At 55.3% G+C, this 14870-nt stretch carries 21 protein-coding genes; 3 read left to right on the top strand and 18 right to left on the bottom strand.

Features of this window, described 5'->3' with window-relative positions:
* Window position 1: 1 nt before the first annotated feature.
* The 3 genes from IFT53_RS08635 to IFT53_RS08625 form a co-directional block, all read right to left on the bottom strand.
* The gene (locus IFT53_RS08635; RefSeq protein ID WP_192064033.1) at window positions 2-427 is read right to left on the bottom strand and encodes a hypothetical protein; all 426 of its coding nucleotides are present in this window, start codon (window positions 425-427) and stop codon (window positions 2-4) included.
* Window positions 427-2085 carry a phage tail fiber domain-containing protein gene (locus tag IFT53_RS08630; RefSeq protein ID WP_192064034.1) on the bottom strand — a complete coding sequence of 553 codons (1659 nt, stop codon included), beginning with the start codon at window positions 2083-2085 and terminating at the stop codon, window positions 427-429. The genes IFT53_RS08635 and IFT53_RS08630 overlap by 1 nt, the downstream gene beginning before the upstream one ends.
* A 76-nt stretch (window positions 2086-2161) precedes the next feature.
* Window positions 2162-3310, bottom strand: coding sequence for a hypothetical protein (locus tag IFT53_RS08625; protein WP_192064035.1), 1149 nt, complete (start codon window positions 3308-3310; stop codon window positions 2162-2164).
* On the opposite strand from IFT53_RS08625, the gene IFT53_RS08620 reads away from it, so the two are divergent.
* Window positions 3309-3653: a hypothetical protein gene (locus IFT53_RS08620; protein ID WP_192064036.1), complete on the top strand. Its 345-nt coding sequence runs from the start codon at window positions 3309-3311 to the stop codon at window positions 3651-3653. The two genes, IFT53_RS08625 and IFT53_RS08620, sit on opposite strands and share 2 nt — an antisense overlap.
* A 50-nt stretch (window positions 3654-3703) precedes the next feature.
* On the opposite strand, the gene IFT53_RS08615 is transcribed toward IFT53_RS08620, so the two are convergent.
* From IFT53_RS08615 to IFT53_RS08590, 6 genes are all read right to left on the bottom strand, one after another.
* On the bottom strand, window positions 3704-3925 hold the full coding sequence (locus IFT53_RS08615; RefSeq protein WP_113087792.1) for a hypothetical protein: 222 nt from the start codon (window positions 3923-3925) through the stop codon (window positions 3704-3706).
* The gene (locus tag IFT53_RS08610) at window positions 3897-4583 is read right to left on the bottom strand and encodes a DNA polymerase (protein ID WP_192064037.1); all 687 of its coding nucleotides are present in this window, start codon (window positions 4581-4583) and stop codon (window positions 3897-3899) included. Before IFT53_RS08610 ends, IFT53_RS08615 begins: the two co-directional genes overlap by 29 nt.
* A 189-nt stretch (window positions 4584-4772) precedes the next feature.
* The gene (locus tag IFT53_RS08605; RefSeq protein ID WP_192064038.1) at window positions 4773-4937 is read right to left on the bottom strand and encodes a hypothetical protein; all 165 of its coding nucleotides are present in this window, start codon (window positions 4935-4937) and stop codon (window positions 4773-4775) included.
* 2 nt (window positions 4938-4939) lie between these two features.
* Window positions 4940-5116, bottom strand: a complete 177-nt coding sequence (locus IFT53_RS08600; RefSeq protein ID WP_192064039.1) for a hypothetical protein — start codon at window positions 5114-5116, stop codon at window positions 4940-4942.
* A gap of 160 nt (window positions 5117-5276) precedes the next feature.
* Complete coding sequence (locus IFT53_RS08595; RefSeq protein WP_192064040.1) at window positions 5277-5507, bottom strand: helix-turn-helix domain-containing protein; 231 nt, start codon at window positions 5505-5507, stop codon at window positions 5277-5279.
* A gap of 3 nt (window positions 5508-5510) precedes the next feature.
* On the bottom strand, window positions 5511-5693 hold the full coding sequence (locus IFT53_RS08590) for a hypothetical protein (protein WP_192064041.1): 183 nt from the start codon (window positions 5691-5693) through the stop codon (window positions 5511-5513).
* 164 nt (window positions 5694-5857) lie between these two features.
* Here IFT53_RS08590 and IFT53_RS08585 point away from each other — a divergent pair, with 164 nt between their 5' ends.
* Window positions 5858-6373, top strand: a complete 516-nt coding sequence (locus tag IFT53_RS08585; protein WP_192064042.1) for a hypothetical protein — start codon at window positions 5858-5860, stop codon at window positions 6371-6373.
* A gap of 3 nt (window positions 6374-6376) precedes the next feature.
* Here IFT53_RS08585 and IFT53_RS08580 read toward each other — a convergent pair whose 3' ends face one another.
* From IFT53_RS08580 to IFT53_RS08565, 4 genes are read right to left on the bottom strand one after another with little or no spacing between them, the layout of a single operon-like run.
* Window positions 6377-7027: an N-acetylmuramoyl-L-alanine amidase gene (locus IFT53_RS08580; protein ID WP_192064043.1), complete on the bottom strand. Its 651-nt coding sequence runs from the start codon at window positions 7025-7027 to the stop codon at window positions 6377-6379.
* A gap of 9 nt (window positions 7028-7036) precedes the next feature.
* On the bottom strand, window positions 7037-7357 hold the full coding sequence (locus IFT53_RS08575) for a DUF7768 domain-containing protein (RefSeq protein ID WP_113087801.1): 321 nt from the start codon (window positions 7355-7357) through the stop codon (window positions 7037-7039).
* Window positions 7354-7764, bottom strand: coding sequence for an endodeoxyribonuclease (locus IFT53_RS08570; protein ID WP_192064044.1), 411 nt, complete (start codon window positions 7762-7764; stop codon window positions 7354-7356). Before IFT53_RS08570 ends, IFT53_RS08575 begins: the two co-directional genes overlap by 4 nt.
* Window positions 7765-7766: 2 nt before the next feature.
* Window positions 7767-8492 (bottom strand): DUF2815 domain-containing protein, encoded by a 726-nt coding sequence (locus IFT53_RS08565; RefSeq protein ID WP_113087803.1) that lies wholly within the window; start codon window positions 8490-8492, stop codon window positions 7767-7769.
* A gap of 174 nt (window positions 8493-8666) precedes the next feature.
* On the opposite strand from IFT53_RS08565, the gene IFT53_RS08560 reads away from it, so the two are divergent.
* Window positions 8667-9548, top strand: a complete 882-nt coding sequence (locus tag IFT53_RS08560; RefSeq protein WP_192064045.1) for a hypothetical protein — start codon at window positions 8667-8669, stop codon at window positions 9546-9548.
* Here the strand turns inward: IFT53_RS08560 and IFT53_RS08555 are convergent, their stop codons facing one another.
* From IFT53_RS08555 to IFT53_RS08535, 5 genes are all read right to left on the bottom strand, one after another.
* Window positions 9549-9698, bottom strand: coding sequence for a hypothetical protein (locus IFT53_RS08555; RefSeq protein WP_192064046.1), 150 nt, complete (start codon window positions 9696-9698; stop codon window positions 9549-9551).
* Window positions 9699-9775: 77 nt separating this feature from the next.
* Window positions 9776-12367 (bottom strand): DNA-directed RNA polymerase, encoded by a 2592-nt coding sequence (locus IFT53_RS08550; protein WP_192064047.1) that lies wholly within the window; start codon window positions 12365-12367, stop codon window positions 9776-9778.
* Window positions 12368-12799: 432 nt separating this feature from the next.
* On the bottom strand, window positions 12800-13507 hold the full coding sequence (locus IFT53_RS08545) for a nuclease (RefSeq protein WP_192064048.1): 708 nt from the start codon (window positions 13505-13507) through the stop codon (window positions 12800-12802).
* Between the two features lie 204 nt (window positions 13508-13711).
* Window positions 13712-14242: a MerR family transcriptional regulator gene (locus IFT53_RS08540; protein WP_042616013.1), complete on the bottom strand. Its 531-nt coding sequence runs from the start codon at window positions 14240-14242 to the stop codon at window positions 13712-13714.
* Window positions 14243-14407: 165 nt separating this feature from the next.
* Window positions 14408-14746 carry an integration host factor subunit alpha gene (locus tag IFT53_RS08535; protein ID WP_042616108.1) on the bottom strand — a complete coding sequence of 113 codons (339 nt, stop codon included), beginning with the start codon at window positions 14744-14746 and terminating at the stop codon, window positions 14408-14410.
* Between the last annotated feature and the right edge of the window lie 124 nt (window positions 14747-14870).

Raw genomic sequence — 14870 nt, 5'->3', positions numbered from 1 at the left:
TTTAGGCAGCAGTAGCCATTGCCGGTGCAGCGTGAAGGAATGCCGGTAGCGTGTTGCCTTCAGTGTATTTTAGGAACGGCATCAGGACACCAAAAGCGTGGTCAACGCCCCAGAACCGTATCAAGGCTGGATTATCGCCGTTAGCGGAGATGGATAGACCGCCCTTACCTTCTGGGTAGAGATCGATTGCAGCTTTGCCAAAATCGTTCAGGAACTTTGGGGAGAAGCAACCGAAGCTGCGTTCTGCGTCAATTCTAGGGATAACCCGTTGCCAGTGAGGGAATGTGCCATCAATTACTGTGGCATGGTTCATTGCTACGGGAACAGGCGTACCTTCCGGGTAGCTGTCTAGGATGTCTTTTGGTGGCTGGTTGGTTGTCTGCCAGTAGCCACGATCAGGATGATAAAACCCGTACTCTTGATTCATTAGCGTAACTCCGCCCAATATTGAGGGCCAGAAGAAAAATTCCCATCAACTGGCGTAAATCGGTAGTACCAACCGGACGGAATTATTTCGCTTACTGTATAACGTCCTTGATACTGATGATCACTTAGAATGACCCAATTGCTGTTATCTGCCGAAACCCACAACCGTGGACCATTACTGCTTGTGACAATCGTGACTGAAATCGAAATCGCCCTGCCGGTCGTGTTCTGGTATGTAGTGTTGAGGGCACGCTGGCTAAGCATGTTTTGCCATGTCTGACCGACACCGAGGCTTGGAGGTGTGATGGTCGCGATGGCATGTCCAACAGCTTCCGCATCAGGAAACTTGTTAACGACCTTGTTGACGATATCTGTAGCCGTGGCCTTGTCCCACATGCTGATAAGGCGATTGCCGTTCCACATGAGGTTCCCGGCAAGGATGTTCATGGTCCCAAGGCCGTTGCCATCGTTGGCGTTGCTGTCACAGATGATGCGGCAGTTATAGTCGCGCACGGTCGCAGACGTATGGAAATCCATAACGGCAAAACCGGCACTGCCGTCCATTTTTCCTAGTTCCAGCGCCGCTCTGACATATAGCTCACCAGCTACGGCAGCACCGCCGAAAATATCTACAAAACCGTTGCCACGGGAAATTTGCAAAGAGGGGCCAATGTAACCACCTGCATTTGAGTATCTTGCAAAAGTAAGATAGCTGCCATCACCTGCAGCGAACGCCGAAAAACGCTGGACGTTATTCTGTTTCCAGTAGTAGACCGCGTCTCGGTTCGCTCCGTTATCTACGGTGAACTCTCGGGTTGAAAGCGCACCCGTCATAGTGTCGCCTGACTTATTCACGGTGGCGAAGTCTACCTGTGATTTTGTATAATAGCTGGAAGGGTCAAACATGGCTGCGTCTTGAGCGGACTTGGCCGCTGCTTTTGCCGAATTGTCAGCCTCCGTAGCCTTCTGTGAGGTGAACGTCTTGGCGTTTTCGATATCAGCTTTCGCCGTTTCCGCGCGGTTTCGCGCAGCTTCGGAAGCGTTCTTATGGGCCTCCGCAGTATTGCGATAGGAAAGCGCTAGGTCACACGCTGCCTCGGAACCTGCCCGTGCGTTTTCGGAACCGCCACGCGCAACCTGTGAGGCGTCACGCGCTGTTTCGGAACCTGTCCGTGCGGTAACTGCATCATTCTTAGCGGCCACGGCTTCGGTAAGGTTTGTGTTTGCAACGCTGAGCGCCCAAGACTTCGTAACGGCGTCCTGTGGATTTACAGGGTCCGCCATTGTCGTGAGCCGGCGATTGAGAGCGGAGAACTGTCCGTCCTCGGTCACGGCCATAGAAGCCGCACCCTGGTCGAATGCCTCCTGCGCTAGGAAGAACGCCTGCAAAGTCGAGGTATTCAAATCAGACTGAACAAGGGTGGAACCGTCAGTGAAGGTGACAAGTCGTTTATCTCGTGGTGTGGTTCTCCGTACCTCGACAACAGTGTCCTTTGCGGGCGCTGCGGCTGTCCTGAGCCGGTAGGTGTCAACCCATGTAAAGGGGACTGAAACACCATCAACCCTTACGGAGACATGGGATTTCGAAAGATATTCGCATGGAACATCGAAGTTCCGATTGATGCCATCTCCACGGGAGTGGGCATAAGAAAGGGGCATTATGATCTCCAAAACGAGAAAGGCCCCCGCCACGGTGAGGTGACGAGGACCTAGGAGGTTTGATTGTTGTGTGCGGTTAGCGCTTCGGCGACCACTCCGGGAGAGGACTGATCATTGTTGAGAGAAGCTGCGTGATGCCGTTGAGGTTTTGGAACGGAAGTATACGAGCGAGATTGCGGGCATCCGCTTGCGAGAACCTCTTGCCGTGGGCTGTTTCACCGATGACGGACATAGCTTTGAATATGCCGTCCCCGAGATCAGCCGTGGGGTTTCCCCAAAGAGCATCGGAACCGAGCTGGGTGTTTCTGGCATCAAAGATAGGCCCATCCTGCTTGAAGGGGCTCGCCAGTGTGTCCACCGCCACAGGCATGATGCTAGCCCATGAGGAGTTCTGGATACCCGCTGCGGCCAGTCGCTCAATCGAAAGGCGTTTCTCTAGGAATTCCTCGCGATCACTGCGGCCCACCGAAGCCAGATAAGTTCTCGCGGTGTAGGCCAAAGACGCTGCGAAGGTGGTCCCGATGAAGGCCATTGCCGTTGTCGTGTCACGGAAGTTGAGACCCTGTAGCGTCTGCTTCGTGTACGATGCCAGCATGAACGAGCGGAACTGGAGGAACGTCCGCGCCAATGGATTGGACATCCACATGGCCATCTGTCCGATATCGTTCTCTTGGATGATGGAGCGACCGAGGCGGAACGAAGCCGCTTCGAAGTTGGCCACGGCATCCCTATCCGCCCACTTCTGAAAGTTCATGGCTTTGAGCCGTTTACCGTCAAAGGTCGCATTGTCCCGGATGCCTTGGAGGACGGCCTGTAGCTTGTCATCATCCAGCCCGAGGGCCTGCATACGCCGAGGTGAGAACTTGATTTCATCCCGAGCCATGTGGGCAAACTTGTTGAAGATCGCCCTACCTGTCCAGCGCTGGAGGATGGTGTTTACCGGGGCCATGCCAGACATAGCGGACACCGCTCGCTTGCCCTTCTGGAGAGCATCGTCAATCCCTTGGACGGTCGAGCTATTCCATGTGTCGAGCGGGTTATCAAAGAGGTCCTGCCTGCGGTGAGTGTCATGGCGAACCCAGTCAGTTCCAAGGCCGGTGATGTCCTCAATCTCCTGCGCCAAAGCATCATCCAGTTGCCCTGTGCGAGCGTTTCTCCAAAGAGAACGGAAAGACGGCACGTTGGTGAAGGAAGCTTTGAGGCCGAGCTGGGACACCGTGTTCATGGTTTCCGAGAGCTGGGCGAAACCCGTTCGCGGTGGCCAGGATGCCCATGCAGTCGTCACCCTCCAGCGTTGGCCGGAAGTAAGCCTGATGCTCGTCAATGAGCCACTGCTTGATAGACCTGAGGACCAACGGTTTCTTGGTATTCTTTCGGTTGCCCTTGTAAGAAGGCAGAACGCCGAACCGGAAGTTTCCTTCGCTATCGGTCAGGCAAAGCTTCATGTCCGTACCTTTCAGCTCGTCCATGTAGCGATCAAGCATTTCGAGAATGGCGGCTTTCACCACGTTCTCGTCACAGTGCCAAGTCCAGTAGCCGTCACCCCAATGGGTGGCGACTTCTTTTGATGCGGCGGCATTGTAGGCCACCACGTCAGCGTCAATGAGTAGGGTTCGGCTCAAGCTTCACCCCGCAGCGTGTGAAGATGCTGGATACCCGCAGCGGTGATGCGCCATTCGCGGCCATACATTCCGGTAGCAATGCGGGTGGTGATAAAGCCGTCCGAAGCGGCCATGCCGATCTCGTTCGCGTATTCGCGGGCGAAGTCGCTCTTGGTCTTGAAGGGTGCATGCCAAGCGCGGCTGAGAACGTCAGTGAGTTTCTTTCCAGTTGTTGCCAATTTTGAACTCTCCGTCGATTGGGCAGCGGAAATTGAAGTGAGCGGTGCAATCCCTCATCGCGTTGACGAGGACTTCTCCGACTTCGGTTGAGATTGCTTCGCGGGCATCGACCTGCATTTCGTCGTGGACATGCGCCACGAAAGCGAAGTCACGACCAAAGACGTACCCACGGGTGGATAGTTCTTGATATGCAAAAACGGTCGCCTGCTTGGCGATTAGAGCCCCTGCGGATTGCAAGAGAGTGTTGAGGGCAGCGTGAGGTGACCTGATGTGGAGCTTCCGGCCATCAATGCCGATGAGGTATCCACGTTCAGCCGCCTTAGAAACAGCTTGGCGAAGCTTCGCAATAGCTGGGGTCTTGTCGAGGAACGATTTCTTGAGCCGCTTTCCGACCCGCTTCAGTTCTTCCTCGGATGGACTTGCGGTGTAACCGAGGTCGTTCTTGGCCGGGAAGTACCGCTTGTAAACGGAGCAACCTAGACCATCGCGGACCTCACGCATTGCGATGTCCAGCACGATTGACCCGGCCTTGGCATCACCGGCTCCATAGAGGAAGCCGTAGATGAAGGTCTTGGCTCCACCACGGAACAGCTTGTGGATAGGATGGTGGTCCTCATCCCGCACTGTTCCGACTGGGACGAAGCCCAAGGCAAGCACGTTGACTCGATCATATTCGTGCCTTTGGGTTTGGATTGTTTTGGAGAGGAGCCATCGCCGGGCTCGTAGTAACCACAGCCGTAGCAATGGCCGTGGCCGTCCGAGTAGCGCCCGAGGTTGTCTCGGGAGCCGCACTTCGGGCATGGCTCCTTGTGAAGAAAGGAGCTGTCTTCTGTCATACGTGCGTGGTTATCGGCGGTTGGGGGTCATGATGATGAGTGAGATCACGTAGCCCAGCACCCAGGAGCCGAAGAACGGAGCCGAGTAGCCGAACGACCAAGCCCCGAGCTTGATGAGGCCAGCCCAAATCAGGCCAGCGATGAGCAAGCCGATAAAGCGATAGAGGTATTCCATGGTTATTCCTTGGGGAGAGTTTGGATGCCTTCGGGCATCAGATGGTTTGCATTGTCTGTGATCTTGAGCGCCTGCTCCTGGGTGAGTTCATGCCGCGAGACAGCGCCAGCCAACGCCTTGACGTAGCTGGTAGCGATCATGCTGAGGACGGCGTGAAGTGAGGTGACAGGGAGGCGCATAAGGGGTGGCCTCGGGCTCTTCATCGAACGAGGAGCCAGAGATTTTCACCGGGCGGATGATGCTGGCATCCGCTCAAGAGGTAGAATGCCAGGACAACCGTGGTGACGATTAGGAATGTGAAGAATTTCTCGGGGTCCGGTAGGAAACTTGAGGTGTCCATCAGCGGACCTTCTTCGAACGGAGACGGTACTCGGCATAAGGATTACCGTTCGGGTCTTCCTTCATGAGGGTGTCGATCTTCATCCCCTCGGCCTTCAGCTCATGGACACGAGCGGCCAGACGGAATGCACCATAGAGACCCAACGCTTCGAGCTGCGTGAGTGAACGACCGGAGAGAAGGTGAGCGCGGACCTTGGCAATCTTGGTGTTGGCATCTTTGATCTTAGTCATCACTCAAGCTCCGTTGATGAGGAAGTTGCGCATCAAGCCGAGGTCTGCGGGGACACGACCGGCTGCAATCTGCTGGGTGAGGAAGGCGGCACGGGAACGCTCTACGCTCACCTTGCGATATCCCTTGGTTGGGTGAAGGACGCGCTCAGCGGTTGCCGGCATGGAGCGGTTACGAGAAACGGGCACTTGATTTCCTATCGGTTGTTGATTGCGCATCGGCGCTGGAAATGAAAAAGCCCCCGGCCCGTGAAGACCGAGGGTGTTCTGTGAGGATTGCTATGGTGAGGGGTAATTGACCCTTGAAGTGGGACGGGATGCGCCTACCTAGGAACTACAAACAGGAGGGTATTATGGAAGAATCACTGAAGAACAAACTCGATGCGATGCTTGCCCATGACCGCAGCGTAAAAGAGAAGTCACAGGCTGTGGAGAAACAGGCGCGAGACAAGCGAGAAGAATTTATCGAGTTGTTCAAGACGCACCGCGAGAGCGTGTTGAAACCAGCGATACAGGAGTTCGCAGATTATATTTCAACCAACGGATGGACAGCAAAAATTTCCACGAACGACCCTCATGTTGAGGCGGGAATTGTTCGTAGTGTTTCTTCTAGCGGCTACTCCATCAAGGCCGATTTCTTCCGAGGCTCATCTTCGTATTCGGGCAGTAGTGTTCCTTTTGTTTCATTCAATTGTGCTGCGAATGAACAAAAGATCAGCATTCATTCCAGCACCATCGGGACTAACCACGGTGGGTCGAGCGGGACGATGGGTAGTTTTTCCATTGGTGAGTTGGATCATTCCGCCGTCCAAAGGGAACTTACCACTTACTTTGCGAAACTTTTGGAAGCGTCTAGACCCTACAGCTAACACTCAGCGCACTCTGATTGTCTGACCGACCTTCAGCGCCTTTACCCTGATGCCAGGATTGAGAGCGGTGAGTTGGTCAACCGAGGTCGAGAACTTGCGACCCAGGGCAAACAGTGTGTCACCTTCGACAATCGTATGGTACGCCCAGCCGTTATCCTTCGGCCCCTTCTTCGGGGGGACATCAGGAGACTTGGGTGTAACGAACGGCTGCTTCGTGAGAAACACGCCGGTCTCGTTGACCCACTTGCGCACGTCAAAGCACGGGCAGTCCTTGGCAACCTTCGGGAAATCGCGGTGTCCCTGGATGGTGGCACCGGGATACTTGGCCTTCAGTTCGATGAGGAGTTCAGCCAGTGCGGCGTATTGGGAAGGCGTAAAATTGTCCTCAGCGCGGCCCTTGGAATCGACACCACCCACTAGGCAGATGCCTACGGAGATGGAGTTATAGCCTTCGACATGTGCGCCGATTGCATCAACAGGGCGGCCAATCTCTACGCGACCATCGCGGCGGATGATGAAGTGGTAGCCGATCATCAGCCAACCTTTGGCGCGGTGCCACCGGTCGATCTCAGCGCGGCCAATGTCCAGCGCTGGAGGTGTGGCCGCACAATGCACGGCGATATAGTCCGTGCGGGTACGGGATTTCATGCTCATGATTTTCTTTCAGGGGTAAAGGCTGCGGTACTCGACCGTGCGGCCAGCATCGAGTGCGGCTTGAATTCCGTACTGCATGCCTGTTGAGATGCCCCGGTCGGTATAGACCACGGAAGCGTCGGCCACTGATCGCCATGCCAAGCCTGCGTCTATTCCCCATTTGCGTTCGCTCGGAACGTCATCATTGAGGATGCCGGGTTGAGTGTAGAGAAGATGAGAAGCGATAGGTGCCTCGCCCCTACTCAAGCTGTCCCTGACGCAGGCGCGGGCATAATCGACATTGCTATCCACATCACCCGCAAAGGGGCTTTCGAGGATTACCAATCTCATTGCTTGATCCAGCCGAGGGGGATGGTTTTGTCCGCGAACTGGAAGTCATGCTTGATGCACCAGTCGGCGTAAGTTGTTGCGGAGGTCTTGGAAATCTTGGCTCGGCTGTTTGAGAAGACGAACCGGATGTCCAGCTCGGGATGCTGGGACTTGATGAGGATGTGCTTCTGCCTATCGGCAGTGACGAAGCGGCCCTTGGTTTCGATGATGACACCATTGGGAAGTTCGAAGTCTGGAGTGTAGGTCGCGGTCCGTGCGGGCTTGGTGTATTTCACCTTCTTCTGTTCGAAGCGCACTTCAACGCCCAAGGCTCGGAGCTGGTCTGCGACCTTCTCTTCAAGCCCTGAGCGGAAACCTTCACGCAGCCCAACATCGCCCAGTTGTTTGGCGGGGGTGCGGAAGCCCATGATTAGAAGTCCTGCGGGAATTCTTCTTCGTCAGCGGCCTTGTCATCACCGCCATCGTATGGGTTCTCACCGTCTGCATCCTCGTCAACGACATCAGCAGAAGAGAAGCCTTCTTCAACACCGAAGCCCATGCTGGATGCAGAGCGTTCACCGGCTGTCTTCAGGTCAATGATCTGGACGCCCACGAGACGGAGCTTGAGACCAGCCGCAGCCGTGCCAGGAATGAAGTACGGGCTCAGTTCGAACGAGACCTTACCGACTGTGCCGCCCCAAATGGCCGGAACCTTCCGCATGCTGACGCCCTTCGCATCAACGATAGCTGGCTTGACGTGGATAATCTTGCCCTCGTCCTTGCCCTTCTTGATCTTGAAGCTGGCAGGCATCGCGAACTTGAACGAGATTTCGCCCGTTGGCTCTTCGCTCTCCTGATCGTAGAGCGTTGTGTAAAGATCGTTGACCTTCACATCCCCGAGCTTCTTACGGGTCTCAACTTTCAGGCCCTTGAACGCGGCCTTCGCTTCGCTGATCGCTTCATCGAAGTACGGTTGAAGCTTTGCGAGGAACTGACGAGCCTCGGCGCTGTCTGCCTGCATCAAACCCTGGACCGAGAATTCGCCTGCGTCTTTCGGGAATTCCTTTGTACCGTAGTCCGGCTCCGTCAGCTTGGGGAAGCGGAACGTGATGCGTGGGGACACCATCGAGACGCGTTTCTTTTTTTCGTTTGCCATTTAATTTCCTAGAGAGTGGCCCAAACAGACCCCCCCCCTGGCCGAGGTGGCGCAGGGGGCGAGTTTGGGGAGTTATGAGAATTGCTATGGTGAGGGGTAATTACGCGAAAGAAGTCATTCCAAATTGGCGGAGAATACTATATGCGCGCATAGGTAAGCATCAGGGGGAATTAGGTGGCTGTTTCGCACGTTAAAAATCCACTTTCAGTGATAGCAATATTTGCCAGCTTAGCTGAATTAGGTGGAACAGTTGTCCTGCCAACTCTTGCGGGGGAAGTGCAGCTGACCTATGTCTGGTTTCTGATGCTCTTCCCCACGTTTCTGGTGGGTTTGTTCTTCATTACACTCTGGTTTGCTCACACAAAGCTGTATGCACCATCTGATTTTTCCGATGAAAAGAATTGGGTCACGGCTGCAGGTGACGCAATTCGGAGGAAGTACAGAGAAGAAGTAATCGACGCGGCTGCGCAGGGCCCGGGCACCCCCCAACCAGAAAGTGTTGGGACACCACCTGTTGGAGAGCCAGAAAACACAGTGGATTCAACTCCACCTGTGATTTCCGATGACGCCACCGAAGCACCACCTACTCCAAGCGCGGCCCCTTCTCCACAGAGTGCAGTAACCTTGAGAGAAGCACCTAACTCGGCAGCTCCAGCTGTGTATCTTGCAGCAGAAGAACTGGCGTTTCTAAAGGTCACCGAGGAGTTCGGCCCCTTCAGAAGGCATGTATCACCAGCTGACCGCCCAAGGCTTATTTTTGATGGAGCGCAGTACGGAAAAGGAAAGACTACGCTTCTGGAAGTCAAATATACACGAAGAATGCCGCAGCCTATGTCCTTCTACAGACGTTCAGTTGATCATGTCGCCAATTACTTTTACTCTCTGTCAAGCATCGAGCAGCGCAAGTTTTCGCTAATCTTGGCGGTTGTAACCGACAGACCTGTAGCCCCCCGATATCAAGAGACGATGCAGCAGCAGCTCCTGGAGGCATACAGCTTCAGTATCACGTTGCGCTTCTACGTCATGGATGATTTGCAACAAGGCATGTTCGGGTGATCAACATCGGTGAGCCTGGGCAAGGGCAGCTACATCATAGCCCTGCTCCCGCAGCTCCATAGCCATGCCGAAGTTGATGTTGCGACCAGTCCTCCAGATCGCGATGGCCTTGCCAAGGGTGGACTGCATTTCGTTGACGTTCGTGTTCATGTGAAATCCTGTCGAGTTGTGAGAATTGCTATGGTGAGGGGTAATCACATGTGCAAATGTTTGCACTAGTGGATATATCAGGCGAAAAAGAAAGCGCTTTCAAGGACTTGGGACAAATCCAGGGAGCCTTTTCGCGGCAGTGATGGGAGCTTGTTTCCTTCAGGAAGCATGGCCGAAATCTCATGGCCAAACTCCGCAAGGACATCATGGTCCCCGTACATTTTGACGAACTCTTCCCGAAGGAATTGAGCCATCGCCCAGGCGTTGCCCGCATGAGTGCCGTAGCTGTCATGGATGAGCGAGAACGAACGGATGCCCTCGTCATGGCAACGGGACACCGTGAGCTGCATGTGAGCTGCGTCCATTGAGTGGACCCAATTCGGAGAAATGCCGCTACCCTGCTTGCGCTTGTCGATCTTCTTCGAGGCAACGTCGATGGAGAGCTGGAGGCGGACCTTTTGGAACGTCAATTCAAGGCGCTTCTGTTCGCTGGTGGTGTACTCCTGCATGACCTTCAGGCCAGCCGGGGTATTCCAGATCACAGGCAAGCTTTCCTTTGCCGCGATCTTGGCAACCTTCTGAAGCCAGTCCATCGCACCCGCAGCAGCAACCACGACTTCACCTACGCAGTCCCAAATGAGGAGACCGAGGAAGGAAGCCGCAGAGAACCCGGTGCCTTCGAAGGGGAATGCATCGCCAGCCGATTGCTTCCAAGGGATGACGGTATCGGTGAACACCTGTTCCCTAAAGCCGAACTCAGATGCACCATAGGCCAGCGTCATGACCGGGCGCTTGGTCACTTTGCGGGTGATGCCGTAGGCCAGCCACTTGCGAGCCATGGAACCATCGCTTTCTACGGTGATGGTCTTCGGCTTCTTGGTCTCCTTATCCTTCACCTCCTTGGTCGCGGTGTCTTCAGGGCAAGCCTCGGAGATGACGTTGAGCTTGGCGATGAGGACCTCAGCGACCGTTGCGTAGATGTCGTTCGGCTTATCGCTCGGTACGAGGTTGACCGCAGCACCTCCGATCTCATCCAGAAGCATGGCCGAGAAGTTCTGAAGGCCATTGCATGTGCCATCCATCTGGACAGGAAGATGCGAATGATAGGCGAACCCCTCAGTCACGTAGCCCAGCCATTCGAAGCAGAATGCGAGAGCCTGCCAAGGCTTCTCAGCGGTCAACCAAAAGCGGTTGTCGTAAGGGTTCTCAGCGGATGCTAGGATTTCCCTTTGATTCGCCACGACCCACGCAACACGTTCTTCCATGGAGCATTTGTCCACGCCCCAAAGACCAGCACCATGGATGGCCAGCCAGTCAGCACCTTCTTGGTTCGTTATCGGAACCGAGTTGGCGAACTGGAGGAGACCATGGGAGGCATCGTCACCTTGAGGATTGAGGAAGAGCGGGACGGCATAGACGCGACCACGGAAGTCCATCTGATGAGGGAAGTAGAACTCCTCTTCATCCCTGAAGCGGGTTGCGACACCCAGCATTCGGGAGAAAGCCAAACGCTTGGAGACCGCACGGGCATTCGCTTCATAGATCGTGGTCCGCTCAGACTTCCAGCGGGAGAAGGCTTCGAGCTGCTCTGGGGACATGTCCTCCCTCTTCATTTCCGGGGTCAACCACATGGGTTTCTCCGGGAAAGGCATATCATCCGCCTGCGGGATACATGCGAGGGTGGATAGATTATCCCAAAGCGAAGCCATCACGTCATAGACGCGGTGGTTGATGCTCCAAGCCGTGTTCTGCATGGCGTTGACCGAATGGTAGACCTTCGGCATGTCCACGCTTTCCAAGTCCATGAGGTATTGCCGGTTCCCGGTCTTAATCAGACGGAGATTGCGAACCCGGCCAGACCAGTACCCGCCCCGAAATGGAGAGGTCCAAGGACGTGGCGGAACGAGGGTCGGAAGGTAGACCGGCGACAAGGGAGCAAGGCGGGAGTTCTCGGTGGCCAGCCAGTCGAGAGTTTCCTTGGTTGCGACCACATAGATGTTGGTGTTGTGTGCGCCTTCAGACTGACGGACGATCTCAAAGAGCCCGGTCTGTTCCACCGCGATCTCGATCAGCTTCAGGCCGACCTTAGCCTTGACGTCTTGGCTCCAGTCCTGCCACTCAGCACCCTTGTGCTTGGCATGCTTCGTCATGGCGCGTTTCTGGTGGACCGCGTTCTGTGTCTGCTCGGTGATCTTCTTTCTTGCGTATTCGTATGCGTCCTGATCGTGACCCTTGAACGCATTGAAAAACATCTCGTCTTCGACCATGGCCGCGAGACGGATGGACAAAGGCGTCAGCTTCATACGCATGGAGACGTAATCGAAGAGGTTCCGAAGAGTGAGATGAGCGACCACATCAAGGTCGGCTTCCTTCAGGTACGCTACAGCGGTGTGCTTCTTCCCTGCCCTGCCCGAACTGGCCTCTGCCAGAAATGCTTCTAGCCCTGTCACGACCTGGGCGTGGGCATGAATGATCATGCGGCGAGATGAGAGATTAGACGCCTCGGCGCTACGCTCCCGGTTCTTCTCCAAACCTTTTTCAAAGCGGGCGATGCCAGCGGAGCGCATCTCTTCTTCGAGAGCAATCTGCTTATCCCAAGCTTCATGCTCGGTCGGCAGGCATCCATGGGCAGCAAGAAAAACTTCATTTGTGTGGTCGATGTCGATCAAGGGAAGAGCCTTCCAAAAGGAAAAGGCCCGCCTCGGAACACTTAAGTAAGTGAACCGGGGACTGGGCCTATGGTGAGGGGTTTTGTGAGATGCCTATGGTGAGGGGTAATCGGCGTGTGGCCGGTAGCTCCTCATAGGTCGCACCTAATTCAGGTGCGTCCGGCGTGGATTTGCCACGACTTGTGCCACAGGCAGAAAACTGCACTATGCGTAAGTGGATCTATATCCACTAGTGGATAGTTTTAGGCGAGAAAAAAGGCGCAGAACCGCTAAGTTCCACGCCTTTCTATTCTTAATCTATCCACGGATGACTAGACTTAGGATGATCTTTTAAGTCTGCTGCGTATACCGATTCCGCCACGTCCGCTTGCGATTTTTATCTACACAGTGCAACCGGCTGTGGTCAACCGGGCGTCGTGGTTGCGGTGTGATTTAACCGCACCAGGATTGGGCTGGTGATCCGGTCCGACGGGCGAGGCCTTCGCGGACGAGCTGATCGGCGAAGGAGACGCCTCCCCGCGACAGGGTGGAGGAGCTGCCGGTGGATGCGACCTGAAAACCGCCCGCGTTCAACATGTCGCGCAGGCGAACCTTGGCAGTGAAGCCCTTCTGGCGCTCCTCCAGGCAGCGAGCCTGCTCGGTATTTGGCACCTCGATACCGGAGAGATGCATTTTCACGCCCTTCATCCAGAACGTATTGCCATCGGCCACGCAATTGTTGAGGCCCGAACGGCCGCAAAAGGCGAAGGCCGCCGGCTTTTCGCCAAGCGATACATTTTGCACAGCTGGGCGCGGCGCAGGCAGGGTGGCGGATGTCGTTTGCATCGCAGCCGCTCCTGCTGGCATGGCGATGGAGCGCGGCGGCACTGGAGCACCGCTGGAAGGCAGGCCGGCAGTCTGTGTGGGCGCAGACTTTGGCCGCTCGCTCGAAACGTCACGTGTGGCCGTTTTTTGGGGCGATGAGGCTGGTTTCGAAACAGAGGCGACCGTGCTTTTCAGCTGGGGCAGCAGACTATCGCGATGCTCGTAAACCTGAATCCCACCAACCGCCACCCCCAGCAGCAGCAACCATGACCACAGCCCGGAGCCACCTGATTTGGCGGATGAACGGCGGCGGGCGGCGGGCTTTTTCTTGCTCACGGCGAAACTCCTTGTCTACGGCGCGCTGCAATCGAAATTGGCAACGGCAGCAAATTCGCTTTTCGAGGCGCTGATAGAGCAAACGGAGACAATGCTCGCTCTACCGGCACGCAGGCGCATTATCTGCGCAAGGAGTTTCCGAAAGGTTGGCATTTAAAATAAATGCCCATCAAAAAATCGAGTTATCCCAAGCTTTTCTTGAGATCAGCGGACCTGATCCAGCAGGCGCTTGCATTCAAGAAGATCGAAAAGGGCTTCCTGCAACAGCGCGCGGTCGTCCTTGTTGATACTGGATTTTCCGAGAGAGATTTCCGGCGTGTCGTCTGCAGCGCCGCCGAAACCGAAAAAGCGGCCGCTCGGCTTTGCCTTGGGGCGGCCGACAACCTCGTCCTCTTCCGCACTGGCAACGCGTGGCTCGGCGGTTTCGCCGCTCGCCGCCATGATGGCTTCCATCGTTGCCATATCGCCTGACGCAATGGCAGACACGAAGCGGTTGCCATTGGTCTTGAGCAGCTTCTGCACGCCCTTGATCGTATAGCCGTGATCATAAAGCAGGTGCCGGATGCCTTTTAGCAGATCGACATCATCGGGACGATAATAGCGGCGGCCACCGCCACGCTTCATAGGCTTGATTTGCGGGAAGCGGGTTTCCCAAAAGCGCAGCACGTGCTGCGGCAGGTCCAGATCCTCAGCCACTTCACTGATGGTTCGAAAGGCGTCGGGGCTCTTATCCAAGTTCAACTCCCATCCACACCATAGGCAGGATTCCAAAACAAGGCTCAAGGTACGATGCGAATCGTATAGATATCAACGGCTAGGCGGTTGAAATTCAATCATGTTCACAGGAAGAAACGGCACCCTGCGTGCAGAAACATGTGAACCGGAGATGTCACGCCAGACTCAGGCGCTGGTCTTCTGGGTTTTCTGCTTGGCTTTGCGGGCAGAGTGAGCCTTGAGAATGCGCTGCTTGAGAACGTTCGATGCCTTGAAGGTCATCACACGCCGCGGCGAAATCGGCACTTCCTCACCGGTCTTTGGATTGCGACCGATGCGCTCGTTCTTCTCGCGGATTTGAAATGTTGCGAATGAGGAAAGTTTGACAACTTCCCCGCGCGTGATCGCATTACAGATCTCGTCAATCACGGTTTCGACCAGTTCGGCGGATTCGGTTCGGGACAACCCCACTTTACGAAACACAGACTCGGCTAGATCCGCACGTGTCACTGTTTTCCCGGCCATATTTCCCCGCACCGCTCTCTTTTTATCTTGCTGAACAGCGCGGAGATTATTGCCCTTGTTGCAACCGGTCAAGCAGAGTTTCCGGATTAGTTAAGTCATTTCCATTAATAGTGGCAATGGCTTA

Source organism: Rhizobium sp. CFBP 13644 (assembly GCF_014842165.1).
Lineage (GTDB): Bacteria > Pseudomonadota > Alphaproteobacteria > Rhizobiales > Rhizobiaceae > Agrobacterium > Agrobacterium tumefaciens_C.
Note: the sequence above shows the minus strand (reverse complement) of the source record. Positions and strands in the feature narration are given on the sequence as shown.